The sequence below is a fragment of the Herbaspirillum frisingense GSF30 genome (genome assembly GCF_000300975.2).
GTDB lineage: Bacteria > Pseudomonadota > Gammaproteobacteria > Burkholderiales > Burkholderiaceae_D > Herbaspirillum > Herbaspirillum frisingense.
The window spans coordinates 106,923-128,577 of record NZ_AEEC02000011.1 but is presented as its reverse complement, the minus strand read 5'-3'; the positions used below and the strand labels follow the sequence as shown (position 1 = coordinate 128,577).

At 64.2% G+C, this 21,655-nt stretch carries 16 protein-coding genes; 12 read left to right on the top strand and 4 right to left on the bottom strand.

Annotated features, from left to right (window positions below):
- Positions 1-3 precede the first annotated feature (3 nt).
- Both HFRIS_RS10165 and HFRIS_RS10160 read left to right on the top strand, forming a co-directional pair.
- The gene (locus HFRIS_RS10165; RefSeq protein WP_006463237.1) at positions 4-1,068 is read left to right on the top strand and encodes a ketopantoate reductase family protein; all 1,065 of its coding nucleotides are present in this window, start codon (positions 4-6) and stop codon (positions 1,066-1,068) included.
- Between the two features lie 240 nt (positions 1,069-1,308).
- Positions 1,309-2,085, top strand: coding sequence for a class II aldolase/adducin family protein (locus HFRIS_RS10160; RefSeq protein WP_006463236.1), 777 nt, complete (start codon positions 1,309-1,311; stop codon positions 2,083-2,085).
- A 16-nt stretch (positions 2,086-2,101) separates the two neighbouring features.
- On the opposite strand, the gene HFRIS_RS10155 is transcribed toward HFRIS_RS10160, so the two are convergent.
- Complete coding sequence (locus tag HFRIS_RS10155; RefSeq protein ID WP_006463235.1) at positions 2,102-2,707, bottom strand: TetR/AcrR family transcriptional regulator; 606 nt, start codon at positions 2,705-2,707, stop codon at positions 2,102-2,104.
- Positions 2,708-2,854: 147 nt separating this feature from the next.
- On the opposite strand from HFRIS_RS10155, the gene HFRIS_RS10150 reads away from it, so the two are divergent.
- The 4 genes from HFRIS_RS10150 to HFRIS_RS10135 are packed head-to-tail and all read left to right on the top strand — an operon-like array spanning position 2,855 to position 9,308.
- Positions 2,855-4,024 (top strand): efflux RND transporter periplasmic adaptor subunit, encoded by a 1,170-nt coding sequence (locus HFRIS_RS10150; RefSeq protein WP_006463234.1) that lies wholly within the window; start codon positions 2,855-2,857, stop codon positions 4,022-4,024.
- A 16-nt stretch (positions 4,025-4,040) separates the two neighbouring features.
- Positions 4,041-7,190 carry an efflux RND transporter permease subunit gene (locus HFRIS_RS10145; protein WP_006463233.1) on the top strand — a complete coding sequence of 1,050 codons (3,150 nt, stop codon included), beginning with the start codon at positions 4,041-4,043 and terminating at the stop codon, positions 7,188-7,190.
- Between the two features lies 1 nt (position 7,191).
- Entirely contained in the window at positions 7,192-8,694 is a 1,503-nt protein-coding gene (gene adeC, locus HFRIS_RS10140) for an AdeC/AdeK/OprM family multidrug efflux complex outer membrane factor (RefSeq protein WP_006463232.1), read from the top strand.
- Positions 8,691-9,308: a TetR/AcrR family transcriptional regulator gene (locus HFRIS_RS10135; protein ID WP_006463231.1), complete on the top strand. Its 618-nt coding sequence runs from the start codon at positions 8,691-8,693 to the stop codon at positions 9,306-9,308. Before adeC ends, HFRIS_RS10135 begins: the two co-directional genes overlap by 4 nt.
- Here HFRIS_RS10135 and HFRIS_RS10130 read toward each other — a convergent pair.
- On the bottom strand, positions 9,305-10,243 hold the full coding sequence (locus HFRIS_RS10130) for a LysR family transcriptional regulator (RefSeq protein ID WP_006463230.1): 939 nt from the start codon (positions 10,241-10,243) through the stop codon (positions 9,305-9,307). The genes HFRIS_RS10135 and HFRIS_RS10130 overlap by 4 nt on opposite strands.
- A gap of 138 nt (positions 10,244-10,381) precedes the next feature.
- Between HFRIS_RS10130 and HFRIS_RS10125 the strand changes: the two genes are divergently transcribed.
- From HFRIS_RS10125 to HFRIS_RS10110, 4 genes are all read left to right on the top strand, one after another.
- On the top strand, positions 10,382-11,596 hold the full coding sequence (locus HFRIS_RS10125) for an MFS transporter (protein WP_006463229.1): 1,215 nt from the start codon (positions 10,382-10,384) through the stop codon (positions 11,594-11,596).
- Between the two features lie 19 nt (positions 11,597-11,615).
- A complete protein-coding gene (locus HFRIS_RS10120; protein WP_006463228.1) occupies positions 11,616-13,136 on the top strand; it encodes an amidase in 1,521 nt (506 codons plus the stop codon).
- Positions 13,137-13,274: 138 nt separating this feature from the next.
- Complete coding sequence (locus tag HFRIS_RS10115) at positions 13,275-13,625, top strand: RidA family protein (protein WP_006463227.1); 351 nt, start codon at positions 13,275-13,277, stop codon at positions 13,623-13,625.
- 21 nt (positions 13,626-13,646) lie between these two features.
- The gene (locus HFRIS_RS10110) at positions 13,647-14,780 is read left to right on the top strand and encodes an NAD(P)/FAD-dependent oxidoreductase (protein ID WP_006463226.1); all 1,134 of its coding nucleotides are present in this window, start codon (positions 13,647-13,649) and stop codon (positions 14,778-14,780) included.
- 54 nt (positions 14,781-14,834) lie between these two features.
- On the opposite strand, the gene HFRIS_RS10105 is transcribed toward HFRIS_RS10110, so the two are convergent.
- On the bottom strand, positions 14,835-16,415 hold the full coding sequence (locus tag HFRIS_RS10105) for a GGDEF domain-containing protein (RefSeq protein WP_006463225.1): 1,581 nt from the start codon (positions 16,413-16,415) through the stop codon (positions 14,835-14,837).
- A 437-nt stretch (positions 16,416-16,852) separates the two neighbouring features.
- Between HFRIS_RS10105 and HFRIS_RS10100 the strand changes: the two genes are divergently transcribed.
- The gene (locus tag HFRIS_RS10100; RefSeq protein WP_006463224.1) at positions 16,853-18,601 is read left to right on the top strand and encodes a methyl-accepting chemotaxis protein; all 1,749 of its coding nucleotides are present in this window, start codon (positions 16,853-16,855) and stop codon (positions 18,599-18,601) included.
- Positions 18,602-18,674: 73 nt separating this feature from the next.
- Here HFRIS_RS10100 and HFRIS_RS10095 read toward each other — a convergent pair whose 3' ends face one another.
- Positions 18,675-19,658: a MerR family transcriptional regulator gene (locus HFRIS_RS10095; protein WP_006463223.1), complete on the bottom strand. Its 984-nt coding sequence runs from the start codon at positions 19,656-19,658 to the stop codon at positions 18,675-18,677.
- A gap of 249 nt (positions 19,659-19,907) precedes the next feature.
- Here HFRIS_RS10095 and HFRIS_RS10090 point away from each other — a divergent pair, with 249 nt between their 5' ends.
- Positions 19,908-21,650 (top strand): methyl-accepting chemotaxis protein, encoded by a 1,743-nt coding sequence (locus HFRIS_RS10090; RefSeq protein ID WP_006463222.1) that lies wholly within the window; start codon positions 19,908-19,910, stop codon positions 21,648-21,650.
- Positions 21,651-21,655 lie beyond the last annotated feature (5 nt).

Below are 21,655 nucleotides of genomic sequence, written 5' to 3'. Positions count from 1 at the left end.
GCCATGAGTAACGACCCTGCAGACACCCCCGTTTCCACTTCCCCCGCGCCGCTGCGCATCTGCATCGCCGGTGCCGGCGCCATCGGCGGCACCCTGGCGGTGCGCCTGTCGGCGGGCGGCCACCAGGTCAGCGTGCTGGCGCGTGGCCAGACGCTGCAGGCCATCCGCGAGGGTGGCCTGACCCTGCATGACCTGCATGGCACTGCGCACGCCCGTCCGGCGGCCGATGACCGGCCGTCCTTCGGTATCCAGGACGTGATCTTTTTGTGCGCCAAGAGTCAGGACATGTCAGCCCTGTTGCCGCAGATCGCGCCGCTGGTCGGCAGCGAGACGGTGGTGATCCCTACCAACAATGGCGTGCCGTGGTGGTATTTCCACCGCGAGGGCGGGCGCTTCGATGGCGAGACCGTCAAGGCGGTCGATCCGGATGGGGCGCTGTCCCGCGCCGTGCCACTGGCGCAACTGATCGGCAGCGTGCTCTTCATCACGGCCGAGGTGGAGAGCCCGGGCGTGATCCGTTCGGTGAACCCCCACCTGATGGTATTGGGCGAGCCCTCCGGCGAGATGAGCGAGCGCCTGCTGCGGGTAAGGGCGGCCGTCGAGGCAGCCGGCATTGAGGCCCGCGCCACCGACCGTATCCGCGACAAGCTGTGGACCAAGATCATCGCCAACATCAGTACCAATCCGCTGTCGGTCATCACACAAGGCACGCTGGAGCAGTTGTATGGCCTGCCGGAGCTACGCGAGGTGGTCAGCCAGATCATGCGCGAGACGCTGCTGGTGGCCTCCAGTTACGGAGCGCGGGTGGATATAGATCCGCTCACCTTCCTGCAACTGGGCGAAGCCATGGGCGCCTTCCGCACTTCCATGCTGCAGGACCTGGAACGCGGCCGACCACTGGAACTGGCGGCCATCGGCGATGCTGTGCTGGAGATGGCCGAGCGTTTCGCCATCCCCATGCCGATCACCAGCGCCATCGTGTCGCTGGCGCGGTTCCGGGGTGAGGCGGCGCGGCAGCAGAGGGCGCAGCAAGACAACAACCCGCTGCCTACCGCCAAGGCAGCGTGAGCGGGAATCCCCGGCTACCGTCCGGGCCGAGTAGCCGCGCAGCGGCGTATCGAAGATGCTTCAGCGTGAGCGGGAATTCCCCGGCTACCGTTCGGACTGAGTAGCCACGCAGCGGCGTATCGAAGACGCACTGACGCATTGACGATGGCCGCGCCTTCGATACGGTCCTGCGGACCTACTCAGTCCGAACGGTCCTCGCTATTTTCAGAGAACGTCGTTTTCGATCAAGGAGTTCCATCAATGAATATCATGCAATACAGCTACGGCGCAGATAAGCCGGCCCACTGCAGCGACCAGGAATGGGCGCTGCGCATCCAGCTGGCCCACTGCTATCGCCTGGTCGATTACCTGGGCTGGACCGAGATGATCTTCAACCACATCTCGGTGCGGGTACCGGGGCCGGAGCATCACTACCTGGTCAATCCCTTCGCCCTGAACTACAACGAAGTCACCCCGGCCAACCTGTTGAAGGTCGGCCTGGACGGGCAACTGGCAGAGCCTTCCGACTACAAGGCCAATCCGGCCGGCTTCGCCCTGCACAGCGCCATCCACGGTGCGCGCGACGACCTGCGCTGCGTGATCCACACGCATACCACGCCGATCTCGGCGGTGACCATGAAGAAGAGTGCCTTTGAGCACAACGACTTCTACGGCGCGCAATTGTTCGGCCGCATCGGTTATCACGAGTTCGAAGGCATCACGCTCTTCGCGGAAGAGAAGGAGCGCATGCTGCAAAGCCTGGGCCAGAAGCACATCCTGGTCCTGCGCAACCACGGCGTGGCAGTGTGCGAGAGCGATATCGAACGCGCCTTCTTCCTGCTGTGGACGGTACAGCGCGCCGCCGAAATCCAGGTGGCCGGCCGTGCCATGAGCGGCGAAGACCAGCAGTTACCGGACGACGTGCGCCAGAAGTGCGCCGACCTGACCCAGCAACTGATCCGCAATGACGGCTTTGCGGTGATCTTCTTCGAGGCTATCGTGCGCAAGATGTTGAAGGCGGCTTATCAGGTGACCTGATCGTGATCCTGCTTCCTCACGACACCGCGTAGGCGGCCAGGAAGGTCTCTACCGCCCGCCCGACCATGCGTTTGATGCGGGGCTTCGAGATGGACGTCTCCAGCCCCAGCATCATCGGCCTGACCGTCTCGCAATCCAGCAGGGCGCATAGCTGCAGCGTCGCCAGCATGGGGTCGGCCTGCTTCAGGCGGCCGGCCGCCATCTGTTTCTGCATGAAGGCCGCAATGCGCTGCATGCCCAGCTTCGGGCCGTCTTCATGGAAGCGCCGACCAATGTCGCTGCGACCGGCTTCGGCCAGGATCATGCGCTGCGTCTGCAAGGTGCTCTCCTGGCACAGGAAACTGACCGCCTTTTCTCCAAACACGCGCAAAGTGGCCTCCAGGTCTTCCGTTTCCTGGTCCAGCGTCTCCAGCGCCGGTTCTATCTGCTTCTTCGCGACGGCGTGCGTCACTGCCACGAAGAGATCTTCCTTCGATTTGAAATAGGCATACAGGGTGCCCTTGGAGCCGCCGATGCGCGCCGAGATCTCGGCCATCGAGGCGCCTTCAAAGCCCGATTCCTTGAATACGTCAGCCGCCGCCGCCAGGATGGCGTCGCGCTTTTCCTCCGTCTTTACCCGCATTTGCAAATTCCCCCGTTGTAATTTCGGTGACATCTGTTTTTCGTACAGATGTGTTCAGTATTGCTTGACTCGCCGAATGGTGTCAACCAATAATACCGTACAGTTCGGTATGGTTATAAATCATTCTTCCCTTTCGGAGAGTTCCTCATGCGCACTTCCCCCATCGTAAAACCCTTCACCGTGCTGGCGATCATCAGTGTGCTCAGTGCCTGCGGCAAGCCGCCAGGCGGTGCACCGCCAGCCGCCGGCACGCCGGTGCTGGGTGTGATGACCGTACATGCCCAGCCGGTGGAGTTGCAGACCGAGCTGCCGGGGCGTACCTCGCCCTACCAGATCGCCGACGTGCGGCCGCAGGTCAATGGCATCATCAAGGTGCGCAATTTCCGGGAGGGCAGCGACGTCAAGTCAGGCCAGGTCTTGTACCAGATCAATCCGGCCAGCTACCAGGCCGCCTATGACAGCAGCGTGGCCGCGCTGGCCAAGGCCGAGGCCTCGGTCCGTACGGCGCGTCTGAAGGCCAGTCGCTACAAGGAGCTGGTGGCCATCAAGGCGGTCAGTCAGCAGGATTACGATGACGCGGTGGCTTCGCTGGGCGAAGCCGAGGCCGATGTCGGTTCGGCGCGCGCCAACGTGCAGACCAGCCGCATCAATCTGGACTATGCCAAGGTCGATGCCCCGATCTCGGGCCGCATCGGCAAGTCCAGCGTGACGGCGGGGGCGCTGGTGACGGCCAGCCAGACCACGGCGCTGACCACCATCCAGCAGCTTGATCCCATCTATGTCGATGTCACCCAGTCCAGTACCGCCTGGTTGAACCTGAAGGAAGCCCTGACCAACGGCGAGCTGCAGAAGTCCGGCAATGGCGCCAAGGTACGCCTGATTCTGGAAAACGGCCGTACCTACGCCCAGGAAGGGACGCTGCAATTCTCGGATGTGACCGTCAACCAGGACACTGGCGCCATCACCTTGCGCGCGGTGTTCCCCAACCCGGGCACGGTCCTGCTGCCAGGCATGTATGTGCGTGCGGTGTTGCAGGAGGGGGTACGCCAGCAGGGCCTGCTGGTGCCGCAGCAGGCGGTCAGTCGCGACGGTGCCGGCAAGCCGCAGGCGCTGGTGGTCAATGCCCAGGGCGTGGTGGAGCTGCGAGCACTGGTGACCGACCGCGCCATCGGGGACCAATGGCTGGTCAGCAGCGGCCTCAAGGAAGGCGATCAACTGGTGGTCGATGGCGTGCAGCGGGCCACCCCCGGTGCCAAGGTGAAGGTGGTGCCGTGGTCGCCCAAGACCGCCGTGGCCAGCACCACCGCCTCCAACTGAGAAGCGAGGACACATCATGGCTCGCTTCTTCATTGACCGCCCCATCTTCGCCTGGGTACTCGCCATCATCGTCATGCTGGCCGGCGCCGTCTCGGTGCTGACCCTGCCGATTGCGCAGTACCCGGCCATCGCGCCTCCTGCCATCGCCATTACGGCCAACTATCCCGGTGCCTCGGCCAAGACGTTGGAAGACACCGTGACCCAGATCATCGAACAGAAGATGAAGGGTCTGGATCGTCTGAGCTACATGGCTTCCACCAGCGAGTCTTCCGGCACCGTTACCATCACGCTGACCTTCGAGAACGGCACCAACCCGGACACCGCCCAGGTGCAGGTACAGAACAAGCTGTCGCTGGCCACGCCTCTGCTGCCCTCCGAAGTGCAGCAGCAGGGCATCACGGTGACCAAGTCCGCCACCAATTTCCTCAATGTGCTGGCCTTCACCTCCGAAGACGGCAGCATGAGCGGCTCGGACCTGTCGGACTATGTAGCGGCCAACATCCAGGATGCCCTCAGCCGGGTCGACGGCGTGGGGGACACCACCTTGTTCGGCTCACAGTATGCGATGCGGATCTGGCTCGATCCCAACAAGCTCAACAGCTACGGGCTCACCCCGCTGGATGTGAAGAATGCCATCCAGGCGCAGAACGTGCAGGTGTCCTCTGGCCAGCTGGGCGGTCTGCCGGCTGCCGAGAACCAGCAGATCAACGCCACCATCACCGCCCAGACCCGCCTGCGTACGGCCGAGCAGTTCCAGAACATCGTGCTGCGCACCCTCACCGACGGCGCCCGGGTCAAGTTGCGTGACGTGGCCCGCATCGAACTCGGGAGCGAGAGCTATACCTCGGTGGGGCGTTACAACGGCAAGCCGGCGGCCGGCCTGGCCATCAAGCTGGCCACCGGCGCCAATGCGCTCGATACGGTCAAGGCCATCGACGCCCGGGTGGCCCAGCTGGAAAAATTCTTCCCTGCCGGGATGAAGGTGCAGAAGCCCTATGACACCACACCCTTCGTGCGTATCTCCATCGAGGAAGTGGTGCGCACCCTGATCGAAGCCGTGGTGCTGGTGTTCTTGGTGATGTACCTGTTCCTGCAGAATTTGCGTGCCACGCTGATCCCCACCATCGCCGTGCCGGTGGTGCTGCTGGGGACCTTCGGTGTGCTGGCCGCGTTCGGTTTCACCATCAACACCCTGACCATGTTTGCGATGGTGCTGGCCATCGGTCTGTTGGTCGACGATGCCATCGTGGTGGTGGAAAACGTCGAGCGGGTGATGTCCGAGGAGGGCTTGCCGCCCAAGGAGGCGACCCGCAAGTCGATGGGCCAGATCACCGGTGCGCTGGTGGGCGTGGCCCTGGTGCTGGCCGCGGTGTTTGTGCCGATGGCCTTCTTCAGTGGCTCGACCGGCGTGATCTATCGCCAGTTCTCCATCACCATCGTTTCGGCCATGACACTGTCCGTGCTGGTGGCCATCGTGCTTACTCCGGCCCTGTGCGCGACCTTGCTCAAGCCGGCCGCCAAAGGCCATGCGCTGGCCACCAGCGGCTTCTTCGGCTGGTTCAACCGCCAGTTCGATCGCGGTAACCATCGTTACCAGGGCATCGTGCGTCACATGCTGGCGCGCGGCTGGCGTTACATGGCTGGCTACGCCGTGCTGCTGGCGCTGGTCGTGACGGGCTTCATGAAGCTGCCGGTGGGCTTCCTGCCCGATGAGGATCAGGGAACGCTGTTCGCCATCCTGCAATTGCCCTCCGGTGCGACCAAGGCGCGCACCGACGAAGTCATCCGCCAGGTCGAGCAGCATTTCCTGGTGGACCAGAAGGATGCGGTCTCGGGTGTTTTTGCGGTCTCCGGTTTCAGCTTCGCAGGTAGTGGCCAGAACATGGGCTTTGCCTTCATCAAGCTCAAGCCGTGGGATGAGCGCAAGGGACCAGGGCTGTCCGTGACCGATGTGGCCGCCAAGGCCGGCGCGGCGTTTGCCGGCATGCGCGACGCCAAGGTGTTCGCCTTCGCGCCGCCGGCGGTGTCCGAACTGGGTAATGCGACCGGTTTCGACCTGATGTTGAAGGACGAGGCCAACCTTGGTCACGCCGCGCTGATGCAGGCACGCAACCAGTTGCTGGCTACGTTGGCGCAGGACAAGCGACTGGTCGCGGTGCGCCCCAACGGACTGGAGGATACGCCCGAGTTCCGCCTGCAGGTCGATACCGACAAGGCCGGTGCATTGGGCGTAGCGATGTCGGACATCAATGACACCATCGCCACGGCCTGGGGTAGCAGCTATGTCAACGACTTCATCGACAAGGGCCGGGTCAAGAAGGTGATGCTGCAGGGCGATGCGCAATACCGCATGCTGCCCTCGGATATCGACCGCTGGTATGTACGCAACAGCGCCGGCACCATGGTCCCGTTCAGCGCCTTCTCCACGGCCAGCTGGACGTCCGGTTCGCCGCGTCTGGAACGCTACAACGGTGTGCCATCCATGGAGATACTGGGGATGGCCCTGCCGGGGGCAGCCTCCAGCGGCCAGGCCATGGCCATCGTCGAGGCGGCACTGGCCAAGATGCCGCCCGGCATCGGCTACGAGTGGACCGGCCTGTCGCTGCAAGAGAAGGCCTCCAGTGGCAAGACCGGCATCCTCTATGCGATCTCGATCCTGATCGTGTTCCTGGCGCTGGCGGCGCTCTACGAGAGCTGGGCGGTGCCGTTCTCGGTGATCCTGGTGGTGCCGCTGGGGGTGTTCGGCGCGCTGCTGGGCGCCATCCTGACCTGGAAGATGAACGATGTCTATTTCCAGGTCGGCCTGTTGACCACCATCGGCCTGGCCTGCAAGAACGCCATCCTGATCGTGGAGTTTGCCAAGGACCTGTACGAGAGCGGCAGGGACCTGGTCGAGGCCACCCTGGAAGCGGTACGCATGCGCCTGCGGCCGATCCTGATGACCTCGATGGCCTTCATCCTGGGCGTGCTGCCGCTGGTGCTGGGCAGTGGCGCCGGTGCCGGCGCACAGCATGCGCTGGGTACGGCCGTGATCGGGGGCATGCTCTCCGGCACGGTACTGGCGATCTTCTTCGTGCCGCTGTTCTTCGTGATCATCATGAAGCTGTTCGCTCGCAAGCCTTCCCCCGCATCGCAGGCCCAGGCCGCGATCTCTCCGGAGCACTGACATGACACCTTCCCTGACCCCGCACGCCGCACGCCCTTTCCGTGTACTGATGACGCCTTTGCTGGTGGCCATGCTGCTGGGCGGCTGCACCCTGATGCCGGACTACCAGCGGCCGGCAGCACCGGTGGCCGCGCACTTCTCGGGTGATACCGGCGCGGCCACCACAGCCACCGCCACCACCACCGCCGTGGCCGATATCGGCTGGCGTGATGTCTTCACCGATCCGGTATTGCAAGACGTGATCGCACTGGCCCTGGCCAACAACCGCGACCTGCGCGTGGCGGTACTCAATATCGAAAAGGCCCGTGCGCAATATGGTGTGGAGCGGGCGGCGCTGTTCCCGACCATCAATGCCGCCACCAGCGAATCGGCCAGCCGCACGCCAGCCGATCTTTCTGCTACCGGCCGCGCGCTGACGGCGCGCAGCTATACCGCCACGCTGGGTTTCAGTGCCTATGAGCTGGACCTGTTCGGACGCGTACGCAGCCTCAAGGAGCAGGCGCTGCAATCTTTCCTGTCCACCGGCGAAGCGCGACGCAGTACCCAGATCAGCCTGATCGCCGAAGTCGCCACGGCCTGGCTGACGCTGGCGTCCGACCAGGACCGGCTGCGCCTGGCCAGGGACACGCTGGCCAGCCAGAGCAGCAGCTATGCGCTCACGCAGCGCAGTGCCGAACTGGGCTCGGCCTCGGCGCTGACCTTGCGCCAGGCGCAGACCAGTGTGGAGAGTGCGCGGGTCGACGTGGAAAGCTACACCGCCCAGGTCGATCAGGACCGTAATGCCCTGGTGCTGCTGGTCGGCAAGGACCTGCCGCAACGCCTGCTGCCCAATGGCTTGCCGGATACGGCACTGGCCGCCGCCAGCCCTCTCGCGACCATCCCGCCGGGGCTGCCCTCCGAACTGTTGCAGCGGCGGGCCGACATCGTCGAAGCCGAGCGCAACCTGCGTGCGGCCAATGCCAATATCGGCGCTGCGCGCGCGGCCTTCTATCCCAGCATCGGCCTGACTGCCGACGCCGGCACCGCCAGCGCGCGCCTGGCAGGGCTGTTCAAGGGCGGTTCAGGTTCCTGGAGTTTCGTGCCGCAGATTTCGTTGCCGATCTTCGATGGGGGCGCCAACCAGGCCAACCTCGACATCGCCACCGTCAGCCGCGATATCAGCGTGGCGCAATACGAGAAAGCCATCCAGACCGCGTTCCAGGAAGTCTCCGACGCTCTGGCCCAGCGCAATACCCTGGGCCGCCAGCTGCAGGCCCAGGAAGCACTGGTCGAGGCCAGCGGGGAGGCGTACCGGCTCTCGCAGGCGCGCTTCAACAGCGGGGTGGATAGCTACCTGACCCTGCTGGATTCACAGCGCACGCTGTATTCGGCGCAGAAGACCCTGATCGGCACGCAGCTATCGCGCTGGACCAACCTGGTGACCTTCTACAAGACCCTGGGCGGCGGCTGGATAGAGCGCACAGGAACGCCGGTGACCGGCGACCTTGCCACCGCTGCGCCATGACCTCGCGTGCCGACCGGACCCGCGCCATCCTGCTCGACGCCGCGCTGGCGGCGTTCGCCCGGCGCGGCGTACGGGCCACCACGCTGGAACACGTAGCCGCCAGTGCAGCCTTCACCCGCGGGGCGGTGTACTGGCACTTTCCCGACAAGACGGCGCTGGTCAAGGCGGTCTTCGAAGACATGGTCTGGCCTTTCGACATCGGTGGCGAGCTGGCGGTCTATCGCCAGAGCGACCAGCCGCTGCTCCTGCTGCGCGAGGTGCTGTGGCTGAAGATGCTGGATTGCCTGCGTGATGTCCGCCAGCGGCGGCGCATGGAAGTCGTGTTGCGTTATCGCGGCACGCCCGAATTGCCCGAGGAACTGGGTGAGCGCCTGGAAATCCTGAGCCTGCGGGCGCTGGATCACCTCACGGCAGTGCTCAATATCGCCTACGAGAGGGGCGAGCTGCGGCGCGGATTGACGCCCATCGATGTGGCGCATTGCCTGGTGGCGGCCTGCATGGGCGTGGTCGCCGAGCACATGGAAGACCCGCAGGCACGCCTGGAGCGCTCCTTCCACCTGGCGCCGCTGCTGGTGCTGCAAGGTGCCAGTGCTCTGGAGCCGGAAGAAGCCTAGGCCGGCCAGGAGCCGGCATGCGGAGTGCTGGCACGCGCAATGAGGGTGTTCAGAAAGGCCCGGGCCGCATCGGGCAGGGTACGCCCGGCCAGGGACTGGATTTCCAGTTGCAGGGTGTTCATGTCCTTGTCGCGGATCGGCAGTGCCACCAGTTGCCCCTCGCGCACCAGCCTGCGGATGGGCAGTGCCGCCGAGAAGCCGATGCCATTGCCCGACATCACGAAGTACAGCAGGGCGCTGATGGAATCGGCCGCCATGGTCGGTTCCAGCAGCACGTTGCGACGGCTGCAGCAGGCATCGATCAGGCGGCGCATGGTGATGTTCTTCTGCGGCATGGCCAGCGGGTAGGGCACCAGTTCCGAGAGCGTGACCTGGCGCCGATGGGCCAGTTCGTGGTCCGGTCGCATCACCGCCATGATCGGCGCGCGCTGGGCAAACTCGACCTTGATGTCGGGGTCCGGTGCCATGGTGAAGGTCAGGCCCAGATCGACCGCGCCTTCGCGGATCTGCTGCGCCACATGCACCGCATTGCCCACCGTCAGCTGGAAGCGTATGCCCTTGTGCTGGCGGCAGAAATGTTCGATGGCGGCCGGCACGAACTCCAGCGCAAAACCCTCGGTGGTGGCCAGCTTGACCTCGCCGCGCCGCAACCCCTTCAGGGCCGCCAGTTCATTGCCGATGCGGTCGGCCTCCAGCTGCATGCGCAAGGCATGCGCGGCCAGCAATTCGCCGGCGGCATTGGGGCGCATGCCGCGTGAAACGCGCTCGAACAGGGGCGTGTCCAGCTCCGCCTCCAGCCGTGCAATCTGGCGGCTGATGGCCGAGGAGGCGACATTGAGCGTGTTGGCGGCCTCGGTGATGGAGCCGCGCCGCACGACTTCGAGGAAGTAGCGCACCGCAGTCTCCTGCAGCACGCGGGTATGGATGATGGACATGCCAAGATTGTAGATCGGTTTGCCGATTCGGCAATCAGTTATTCGAAAACTTGTACTTGTGGCAAACCATGGGCCGGCTTAGGATGAATCCACGAATCGACGGCGTGCGACCGTCGTCATGCCGGAAGGGAATGCTTCATGGATGCTGCGGTAACGAAGGGCAAGTACAAATACCTGGTGCTGGTCTTGCTGTATCTGGGCTGGTGCGTCTCCTACATCGACCGGGCGGCGATCACCTTCGCAGCCACCCAGATCGCCAGTGAGTTCCAGCTGAAGCCGGCCGAACTGGGCGTGCTGCTGTCGAGTTTCTTCCTCGGTTATTCATTGCTGCAACTGCCGGGCGGCTGGCTGGCCGACCGCTTTGGTTCGCGCCCGGTGATCGTCATCTCCATCCTGCTGTGGTCGCTCTTCACGGGCGTGACCGGCATGGCCTGGTCCATCACCAGCCTGGTGGTGATCCGCTTCGTGTTCGGCATGGGCGAGGGCGCCTTCCCGGCGGCCAGCGTGAAGGGTGTGGCCGAGCATTTCACCCGCGAGGAACGGCCCAAGATGTCTTCGCTGCTGATGTCGTCCAACTATGTGGGCAGCATGCTGGCGCCGCTGCTGATTGCGCCGCTGATCCTGCATTTCGGCTGGCGGGCCGTGTTCCATACCATCGGTATCGCCGGTCTGGTGTTTGCGCTGGTGTACTGGTTCTGCGTGCGTCCGGTACGCCATGGCGCGGCGGGCAGCAAGGCCATCAACAAGGCCGCCTTCAAGGCGCTGCTGCAGATGCCGCTGATGTGGCAGATCGTGGCGGTGTGGTTTGGCCTGTCCATCATCAACAAGGGCCTGGACAGCTGGATGCCGACCTACCTGATGACCGTGCGCGGCCTGAACCTGAAGGCGGTCGGCCTCTTGCTGCCCTTGCCCTACATCATGGCCGGCCTGTCTACCGCCATCGGCGGCTGGGTGATGGTGCGCTTCTTCGACGGCCGCGAGAAGATCCTGCTGATCGCCAGTTCTCTGCTGACGGCGGTGTTCGTCTATTGCATGTACACCGCCGCCACGGTCGAGGGTGTGATCGCCTGGCAATGCCTGGCCTACTTCTTCAAGTCCTTCGTGCTGGCCACCTGCATCGCGCTGCCGACCAAGATGCTGCAGGCGCAACTGGTGGGCAGCGGCGTGGGCATGGTCAACCTGGGTGGTCAACTGGCCGGCTTCATCTCGCCGCTGGTGATCGGCTTCCTGGTCAGCGCCTTCGCCAACTATGACTACGCCTTCGGCTTCCTGATCGCGGCGGCCCTGTTCTCGGTGCTGGTGAGCCTGTTCATCCGCACCACCAAGACCGCCGGCCAGATGCAGCCGGCCTGAACCAAACCAAGGGAAAAGCATGCAAGAGAACATCGTCGAAAAAAGCGCGGTCGAACTGCGCCGGCTGATCGGCAGCCGGCAATTGTCCCCAGTCGAATTGCTGGAAGCCTGCATCGCCCGCATCGAGACCATCAATCCGCACATCAATGCCGTCACCGCCACCTGCTTCGAGCGCGCCCGGGTCGAAGCACGCGCCGCCGAGCAGGCCGTCATGGACGGCCTGCCGCTGGGCCTGCTGCACGGTCTGCCGATCGGCATCAAGGACCTGGAAGAAACCGCAGGCCTGTTGACCACCTACGGCTCGCCACTCTATCGCGGCAATGTGCCGGAGCGCGATAACGCACTGGTGGCACGCCTGCGTGCAGCCGGGGCGATCGTCGCCGGCAAGACCAACGTGCCGGAGATGGGGGCCGGTGCCAACAGTCGCAATACGGTGTGGGGCGCCACCGGCAACCCGTTCAATCCGCTGTTGAATGCCGGTGGTTCCTCAGGCGGTTCGGCGGCGGCGCTGGCGACCGATCTGCTGCCGCTGTGTTCGGGTTCGGATACCGGCGGCTCGCTGCGCATCCCTGCGGCCAAGTGTGGCGTGGTGGGCTTCCGTCCTTCGCCGGGACTGGTGCCGAGCGAGCGCAAGATCCTGGGATGGACGCCGATCTCGGTGGTCGGTCCCATGGGCCGTGATGTTGCCGATACGGTGCTGCAACTGCGCGCCACCATCGGTCTGCATGCCAGCGATCCGCTGGGCTATGCGGTCAGCGACAGCGAGTTTGCGGCCTTGCCGGAGATCGACCTGGCGCAATTGCGGATCGGCTATACCGAGGACTTTGGCGTGTGCGAGGTCGATGACGGCATCCGCCAGGTATTCCGCGACAAGATCGCCGCCATCGCCGGTCTGGTGAAGGTGTGCGAGCCGGTGCAGGTGGACATGGGCGAAGCGCACCGCGCCTTCGACGTGATCCGGGCCGAGGCCTTCGTGGCCGGCTTCGAGGCCGCCTACCGGCGCGACCCGTCCTCGCTGGGGCCCAACACCCGCGCCAACTACGAGATGGGCGCGGCCATGAGCCTGTCCGATTGCGCCTGGGCGCAGGGCGAGCAGACCCGTATCTTCCGGCGCTTCCAGCAGCTCTACGAGCGCTACGACCTGATCGTCTCGCCGACCACGCCGGTCTCGCCTTTCCCCTGGAGCGAGCTGTACCTGAAGGAGGTCAATGGCGTCGCCCTGGAAAACTATTACCGCTGGCTGGCCCTGACCTACGTGGTCACGCTGGCGACCAATCCCTCGATCTCGCTGCCGTGCGGACGCGACCATCGCGGCATGCCCTTCGGCTTGCAAGTCACCGGTCCGTTCCGGGGCGATGCGCGCCTTCTGGGCTGTGCGGCGGCGCTGGAGCAGGCCTTCGACGGCGACGTCGCGCTGCGCCGGCCACGTCCCGATATCGCCCAACTGAAGACGGTGCAGGCGCCGCTGAAGTCCATCGTCACGCATCCGCCTATCTTCGAGGGGCAGGCAGCCGGTGCGGCGGGTGGCCCTGCCGTCTGAGCTGCAGTGACCAATCAATCTGAAACCGTTCGGACTAAGTAGGCCCGTCAGGGCCGTATCGAAGGCGCTACCCAGCACGAACGGTGAGCGTCTTTCTGATCTTGGTGAATACTTATTTTTTATACGATTAGCGCAAACATGAACCCTATCCAACGCTTCAACACCAATGCCCGCATGAGCCAGCTGGTCATCGCCAACGGCTTCGCCTTCGTCTCCGGCCAGGTGCCGGACAACGCCGGCGCACCCATCCCGCAGCAGGCTAGCGAAGTGCTGGCCAAGATCGATGCGCAGTTGCAGGCGCAGGGCATCGGCCGTGAGCAGATCGTCTCGGCCAATGTGTGGCTGTCCAGCCCGGATCATTTCGCCGCCTTCAATGCGGTGTGGGAAGCCTGGGTGCCGGCCGGCCATGCGCCCACGCGGGCCTGCGTGCAGGCGCTGCTGATGCTGCCGGGGCTGGATGTGGAAGTGGCCGTCGTGGCCGCGCTCTGATCAATCACCGGGAGCATGAGCATGAGCGCAGCAGAGCGGGTGGACTACCTCGTCATCGGTGCCGGCATTGCCGGCGCTTCCATCGCCTACTGGCTGGCGCCGCATGGCAGCGTGCTGCTGCTGGAGCGCGAGTCGCAGCCGGGCTATCACAGCACCGGCCGCTCGGCCGCGCTCTACATGGAAAGCTACGGCCCGCCGCAGGTGCGGGCGCTGACCTGCGCAAGTCGCGCTTTCTTCGACCATCCGCCCGAGGGCTTTGCCGAACATCCCTTGCTCACGCCGCGTGGTGCGCTGTTCTATGCCGGTGCGGCCCTGCAGGCCGAGCTGGATGAGCACGAAGCGCTGGTGCGCTCGGTATCGGACAAGGTACAGCGTCTGGATCGCGAGCAGACCCTGGCGATGGTGCCAGTGCTGCGCGGGGAAGACCTGATCGGCGCGGTCTATGAGGAAGACGCGAGCGACATCGACGTGCATGCCCTGCACCAGGGTTTCCTGCGTGGTGCGCGCGCGGCCGGCGCCAGGCTGCTGTGCCATGCCGAGGTGCAGGCCATTGTGCGCGACGAGACTGCACAGGAGTGGCAGGTCGGCACCTCCCAGGGGCCGTTGCGCGCCGGGGTGGTCATCAATGCCGCCGGTGCCTGGGCCGACCAGATCGGCAGCCTGGCCGGAGCCGCCGGCATCGGTCTGCAACCCTGCCGTCGTTCTGCCTTTACTTTTGCGGCGCCACCTGACAGCGCCCACTGGCCGATGTTCATGCCGGTGGACCACGCGTTCTACATCAAGCCCGACGCCGGCCTGCTGCTGGGGTCCCCGGCCAATGCCGATCCGGTGCCACCGCAGGACGTGCAGGCCGAAGAACTGGATATCGCCATTGCCATCGACCATATCCAGAACGGCACCACCCTGGAAATCCGCCGGCCTGCGCATGTCTGGGCCGGTCTGCGTTCCTTTGTGGCTGATGGCAGCTTCGTCGGTGGCTACGATGCACAACTGCCGGGCTTCTTCTGGGCGGCCGGGCAGGGCGGCTATGGCATCCAGTCCGCCCCTGCGGCTGGCGAGGCCTATGCGGCACTGGTGCGCGGCCAGTCGATACCGGAGCATATCGCCCGCTTCGGCGTGCAGGCCGACGCCTTGAGTCCGGCCCGGATCGGCTGAGACCGCGGCCTTTGCTGATGCCTGTGCCGGTCGCCTTGCCATCGACGTCAGGCGTCAGGCCGAGGCATCCCCGGACCGCTCGTCCTGCCTGTCCTTGCCACTGACCACCGTGTGAGGCGGCTGGTAATCCGCAACGCGGTCGCGTCCGTCGTCCTTGGCCCGATACAGCGCGCGGTCGGCGCCGGCGAAGATGTCCTCGATGCGGGTCTCCGGACGCGGCACGCAGGTGTACACACCCGCACTGATGGTGACCACGCCATGGGCGTTGCCTTCATGCGGGATCGCCAGCGCCCTGACAGCGTCCACCACCTTCTGCGCAATCCGGTGCGCTCCGGCAAGGTCGGTATCGGGCAGCAGGATGGCAAATTCCTCTCCCCCATAACGGGCCGCCAGGTCGCCTTGCCGGCGCTGCGCAGTCTGCAGTGTGCGTGCGATGTCCTGCAGGCAGTAGTCGCCCTGGATGTGGCCATAGAGGTCGTTGTACTTCTTGAAGTAATCCACATCCAGCATCACCAGTGACAGCGCGCTCTTGCTGCGGCTGGCATTGCGCATCACCAGTTGCAGCTGTTCATCCAGGTAGCGCCGGTTGGGAATGCCGGTCATGCCATCCAGCATGGCCTGGGCGCGCAGGTTTTCGGTGAGCAGCTTGAGGGACAGGTTCTTCTTTTCGATTTCGTCCTCGGCGCGATCGCGCATGCGGACCACGCGCAGCAGGTAGGCGGTCAGCAGACCGATGATCAGGGCAGCGGCGACGATCACCAGCAGTTGTGAAGCCTGGGCGGCGTGCCAGTCGGCCAGCATCTCGTCGTGGGCCAGGGCGGCGCTGACGAAGAGCGGATAGTCCGGCACCCCCGTGACATAGTGCAGCCGTCGTATGCCGTCCTGCATCGAATTGATGTCGGCCCAGCCGGAGGAGCGTTGGCGTACGTGATCCCGGTAGAGCGGCAGCTCGACCATGTTCTTGCCGAGGAACTGTTCGCCATAGGGACGGCGCAGCAGCATCACGCCGTCGCGGCTACCCAGCAGCAGCGAGCCTTGCGCCCCGATATTCACCTCGTCGAAGAGACGCTGGAAATGCTCCAGACTGACGCCCAGCCGGAATTCTCCGGCAGGCTTGCCCTGACGCATGCGCGTGCGGGCCAGCGGGATCACCCAGTGACCGGTGACGCGGCTGATCATCGGCGCGCCGATCTTCAATCCGCCTTCCGAGATCGATGCCGGCCCGTCGGGACTGGCTGAGAGGGCTGTGGCGGACATATTGTCGCCAGCCGGCCAGCGTTGCAGGATGCGGCCCTGCTCGTCGATGACCAGCAGGGTGTCCATCTCGGGAAAGAGCCGGCTCTGTCGATTGAGCAATTCCTCCACCAGCTTGCGCATGTCACGCCGATCCAGCGGATTGTTGTTGTCCAGTGCGGCGATTTCCTGCAGCAGCAGGTCGGCGGCGCGAACACTGAGATTGACCTGGGTGGCAAGACCGGTGGCGATATTCATGGTGGCCGTCTGCCCCGACTTGAGCGCCGCCTGGCGTCCGGCCAGGCTGCCGTTGAGCAAGGCATAGCCGAACATGGCACTGCCCAGGATGGCCAGCACGATGGACGTGATCCTGACCTTGTTGTTGAGACGTTTGAGGGGCATGGCGTTTCTCCGCGGTGACAACGGGTCAATCATGTCAACTTGAAATCAAATTAATCAAATTAACCAATTGTATTTTAGCGCATCCGTGCTTTTATTTCCTTTGTTGCAATGCTTTGTGCGCGGGAAAGACGGGCGCATTTGATGTGCATTAAATGCTTTGTTGTTTTGTTGGCGCGAATGCTTATCGCTTAGATAGCGGGTTTGCGGCTTGTTGTGGCGGGTTTTGGCGAGAAAAGATCGTCGTTCCTCGCAGCATCGATGTCATCTTTTCATGACATGAGAGTCGCGCGAGATCAAAAACCAACGCTCTTGCTGTATTTATCGAATTTATTAAATAAATCGTTTATAGTTGGGAAATTCCGGATCCGAGAGGGAGCCCGGATAAGCGGATTCAGGGTGGTTTGGGAGCTGAAGTATTCATACAAGGGGGAGTCAACATGAAAATCACGGATATCAGGATCAGCGTTCGGCTCGGCGCCTGCTTTGCGGCGCTGATCGTGGTGATGTGTGTCATCGCCGGGGTGGGCATCAAGAACCTGTGGACGGTGAGTGCCGCCACGGCGGAGATCGTCAACGACCGCTACGTCAAGGTCGCCATCGGCGCCCAGATGAGCGACAAGATCAATACCGCCGCACGCAGCCTGCGCAATGCCATCCTGGCGCGCAACCCGGAGGAGGCCAGGAAATACCTCGACCGCGTCGACACCAATACGGCTGAAGTCGGCCAGCACATGGCGCAGATGGACAAGCTGATCAACACGCCGCGTGGGCGCGAATTGATGGATGCGCTCAAGCAGTCGCGCGACGATTACACGCGCGAGCGCAAGAAGGTCGTCGAGCTGATCCTGCAACAGAAGAGGGATGAGGCTACCACCCAGCTGTTCGATCAGACCATTCCGGTGCAGGACAAGTATTTCGCTGCGCTCAAGGCCATGACGGTATTCCAGGCCGGGCTCATGGACAAGAGCGTGGAGCGTGCCAATGCCGCCTCCGCCATGGCGGTCAACATCATGCTGCTGCTGTCGGTGGCCGCCGTCATCCTGTCGGTGCTGTGTGCGGTGCTGATCACGCGTTCCATCACGCGGCCGCTCAATCAGGCTGTGGAAGTGGCCACCGCCGTGGCGGCCGGCGACCTGACGGTGCAGATCCATGCCACCTCCCGCGATGAGACCGGGGCGCTGCTGGCGTCACTGAAGGCCATGAATGACAACCTGCATCGCATCGTCACCGAAGTGCGGCAGGGTAGCGACACCATCAATACCGCTTCGGCCGAGATTGCCACTGGCAACTTCGATCTGTCCTCGCGCACTGAGCAGCAGGCCGGCGCACTGGAGGAGACGGCCTCGGCCATGGAGGAACTGACTTCCACCGTCAGGCAGAACGCCGACAATGCGCGCCAGGCCAATACGCTGGCGGAGAGCGCGTCGGCCGTGGCGATCCAGGGCGGCAGTGTGGTGGGCGAAGTGGTGCAGACCATGGGCGAGATCAACGATGCCTCGCGCAAGATCGTGGACATCATCAGCGTGATCGATGGCATTGCATTCCAGACCAATATCCTGGCCTTGAATGCGGCAGTGGAAGCGGCGCGGGCCGGTGAGCAGGGGCGCGGTTTTGCGGTGGTGGCTTCGGAAGTGCGCACGCTGGCCCAGCGCAGCGCGGCAGCGGCCAAGGAGATCAAGGGCCTCATCGACGCATCGGTGGAGCGCGTTGAGAGCGGCAGTCGCCTTGTGGAGCAGGCCGGTTCGACCATGAGCGAGGTGGTGGCCAGCGTCAAGCGGGTGACCGACGTGGTGGCCGAAATCACCGCCGCCAGCGGTGAGCAGAGCGATGGCATCGAACAGATCAATCAGGCCATCGTCCAGATGGATGAAACGACCCAGCAGAACGCGGCCCTGGTGGAGCAGGCGGCTGCGGCCGCGCAATCGCTGCAGGAGCAGTCCGGTCGTCTGTGCGAGACCGTCAGCATCTTCCGGCTGAGCAGCGGCGAAGTGGCACGCAGTCCAGCCGCTGGTGCGGTCAATGTGGCGCCGACGCGCAGCGTGGATATCTCGCCGCGTGCGCCGGCCTTGCCGCGCAAACCGCAGGCCAGGAGCAATCCGGCCGTGGCCAAGGCCTTGCCGGCGACGCCGGCACCGGCCAAGGGGGCGGCGGTTGCTGCAGCCGAAGGGGATTGGGAGCAGTTCTGATTTCCGAGCGCTTGGCTCCTTGCAGTTCCAACAGCGCGCCCATCGGGCGCGCTTTTTTTGCCGGGGCCAGTTCCTACGGCAGGGTGATGCCCTTCACCTGGGTCAGGCGTTGCAGGGCCTCTTCCAGTGGCAGACGGGCGCGTCCGGCCGCAATGCAGAGCGACCGGTGCAGCGCTGCTTCTTCGTCCGATTCATCTTCGCACTGGCGGCTGTAGCGCTCGAAACCGGCCAGAGCGGTCAACAGCTCGGCCAGGTGGCGCGGGCATTCGCACTGCATGCGGTCGGATGCTTCGGAGATATGGGCCAGGTCGCTCTCGCTGAAACGCGGTGGCGGTACGCTGGCTTCATCCTCGGGTGAGGTGGCCGTGGCCGGCAGTTCGATGCGCTGGATATGGTTGCCCAGCCAGTCGGCGTCAAGGCCATCCATGGGTTTGCGCAGCAGTCGATGACCGGCCTGTTCCAGGCGCGCCACCACCTCCGCCGAGCCGAAACGGTACAGGATCAGTACCGGTACCTGGGCCAGGGCGTGCCGCAGATCGTTCAGTCGCAGGTCCAGGTCGCTCTCCAGCACCGCGCTCTCCAGCACCAGCATGTCGCTCTCCCCGCCGCGCAGGTCCAGTTGATCCAGCGACTCGACGGCGACGGTGATCCTGAAATGCTGTCGCACCAGTGCCTCTCTGCCAGCCTTGGTGGAAATCCAGGGACCGACCACGGCCAGTCGCTTCGATGCCGGCATTGCTGCGCCCAGGTCGCTGGCGTGTGTCTCCCTGCCCGGCAAGCTCTGGGTCAGCGACTCCAGCTCCTGTGGTGACAGGGCGGCCAGTTTGCCGATCCGGTGCCCGGCGTCGACCAGCCGCTTGATCCAGCCCAGTCGTTGCAGGTCGTCCTGCGAATAGAGGCGCTGACCACCGCCGCTGTGCTGTGAGGAAGTAATGCCGTAGCGATGCTCCCAGGCGCGCAGGGTCTCCACTGACATGCCCAGTTGCCGCGCCACGGCACCGGGCCGTAGCAGGGGGAGATCGGTCAGGTCGTCGGGTTGAGGGGTGACATGATCCATTGTGTTTTTGGCAATCAAAAATAATTTGAAGAAACAGGGATATTTTTCCGGGTTATCCGTTCAAATCCGTTGCATTTTGAATTTATGTGCAAATGCACCGAAAAGATGCGTGTTTGTTTTGGTGATTTTTATCAGTATGTCACGCATTTGCAGGATTGTGAACGTGAAAAATAAAAAAGCAAGCGGCGCCGGCCTTCTGCAGGGCGCCGTCTCTTCAGGAACCTTGTCTGTCTCAACGGAAAAATGAACATGAAACTCTCTGACCTGAAAATCGGCACGCGCCTGTATATCGGTTTTGGCATGGTGGCCGCCATCCTGGTGATCCTGGTCAGTGTGGCCTACGCCAACTTCGCCCGCCTGGGGACGGCCAATGAATGGAACGTGCATACCTACGATGTGCGCGACCAGGTACAAGGCATGATGGAAAGCCTGATCAACATCGAGACCGGCCAGCGTGGCTTTTCCCTGACCGGTAACGACGCTTCGCTGGAGCCCTACCAGCTCGGCAACGCCAGTTTCAAGCAGTATCTGGCCAAGGCCCGTGAGCTGACCGCCGACAATGCGGCCCAGCAGCAGCGTCTGCAGCAGATCAGTGAGGCCGAAGGGCGCTGGCTGGCGTCGGCCATCGACCCGGCCATCGCACTGCGGCGCGCGGTGCGTGACGGCCGTGAACAGATGGCCGCCGTGGTGAACTTTGAGCAGGCCGGCAAAGGCAAGACCGAGATGGATCGCATGCGCACCCTGCTGGGCGAGATGGACCGTTCCGAATCGTCCCTGCTGAGTGCCCGTGCCGAGGAAGCCGCCAGCCTGAAGTCGGTGACCGGCAACACCCTCATCGGTGGCGGTGTCATTTCGGTGGTGCTGGCGATGCTGCTGGCCTGGTGGTTGTCCAACAACATCACCCGCCCGCTGGCCACGGCGGTGCGCCTGGCACGTCAGGTGGCCGGTGGCGATCTGACGGCGCGTATCCAGGTGAGCTCGCGGGATGAAACCGGCGAACTGCTGGCCGCCCTCAAGGAGATGAACGCCAGTCTGGTGGGCATCGTCTCCGGCGTGCGCCGGGGGACCGACATGATCGCCACTGCATCCTCGCAGATCGCCAGTGGCAACCTGGACCTGTCCTCGCGCACCGAGCAGCAGGCCAGCTCGCTGGAGGAGACCGCTTCCTCGATGGAAGAGCTGACCTCCACGGTGCAGCAGAACACGGCCAATGCCCGCGAGGCCAACCGCATGGCACAGGCCGCCTCGGATATCGCCAGCAGCGGCGGTGGCGTGGTCAACCGGGTGGTGGAGACGATGGAAGACATCAATGCCTCCTCGCGCAAGATTGTCGACATCATCAGCGTGATCGACGGGATCGCCTTCCAGACCAATATCCTGGCGTTGAATGCGGCCGTGGAAGCGGCGCGGGCCGGCGAGCAGGGGCGCGGCTTTGCCGTGGTGGCCACCGAGGTGCGCAGCCTGGCGCAGCGTTCGGCCGCAGCGGCCAAGGAGATCAAGGCCCTCATCAGTGATTCGGTAGCCAAGGTCGAATCGGGCAGCGTACTGGTCAACGAGGCCGGTGACACCATGCGCGAGATCGTCCAGAGCGTCCAGCGGGTGAGCAACATGATCAGCGAGATCAGTGCCGCCGGTGAGGAGCAACGCTCCGGCATCGAGCAGGTCAGCCAGGCGGTGGGCCAGATGGACCAGGTGACGCAGCAGAATGCTGCGCTGGTGGAAGAAGCGGCGGCAGCCTCGCAATCGCTGCAACAGCAGGCCCAGGAGCTGGCCCAGGCGGTGAGTGTGTTCCGTATCGATGCCGCCCAGGTGCAGGAAGAGGCAGCGCCGTTGCTGGCCAAGGATACGCTGGCGGCCCCGCGCAGCGTGGGCAGCACTGCAGCGCGCACTGCCAGCCACACTGTGCCGCGCACCCCGCGTGAACCGCGCCTGAGCACACCGCTGCCCGCCCGCCAGCTGGCTGGCGGCACCGATGAATGGGTCACCTTCTAAGCCTG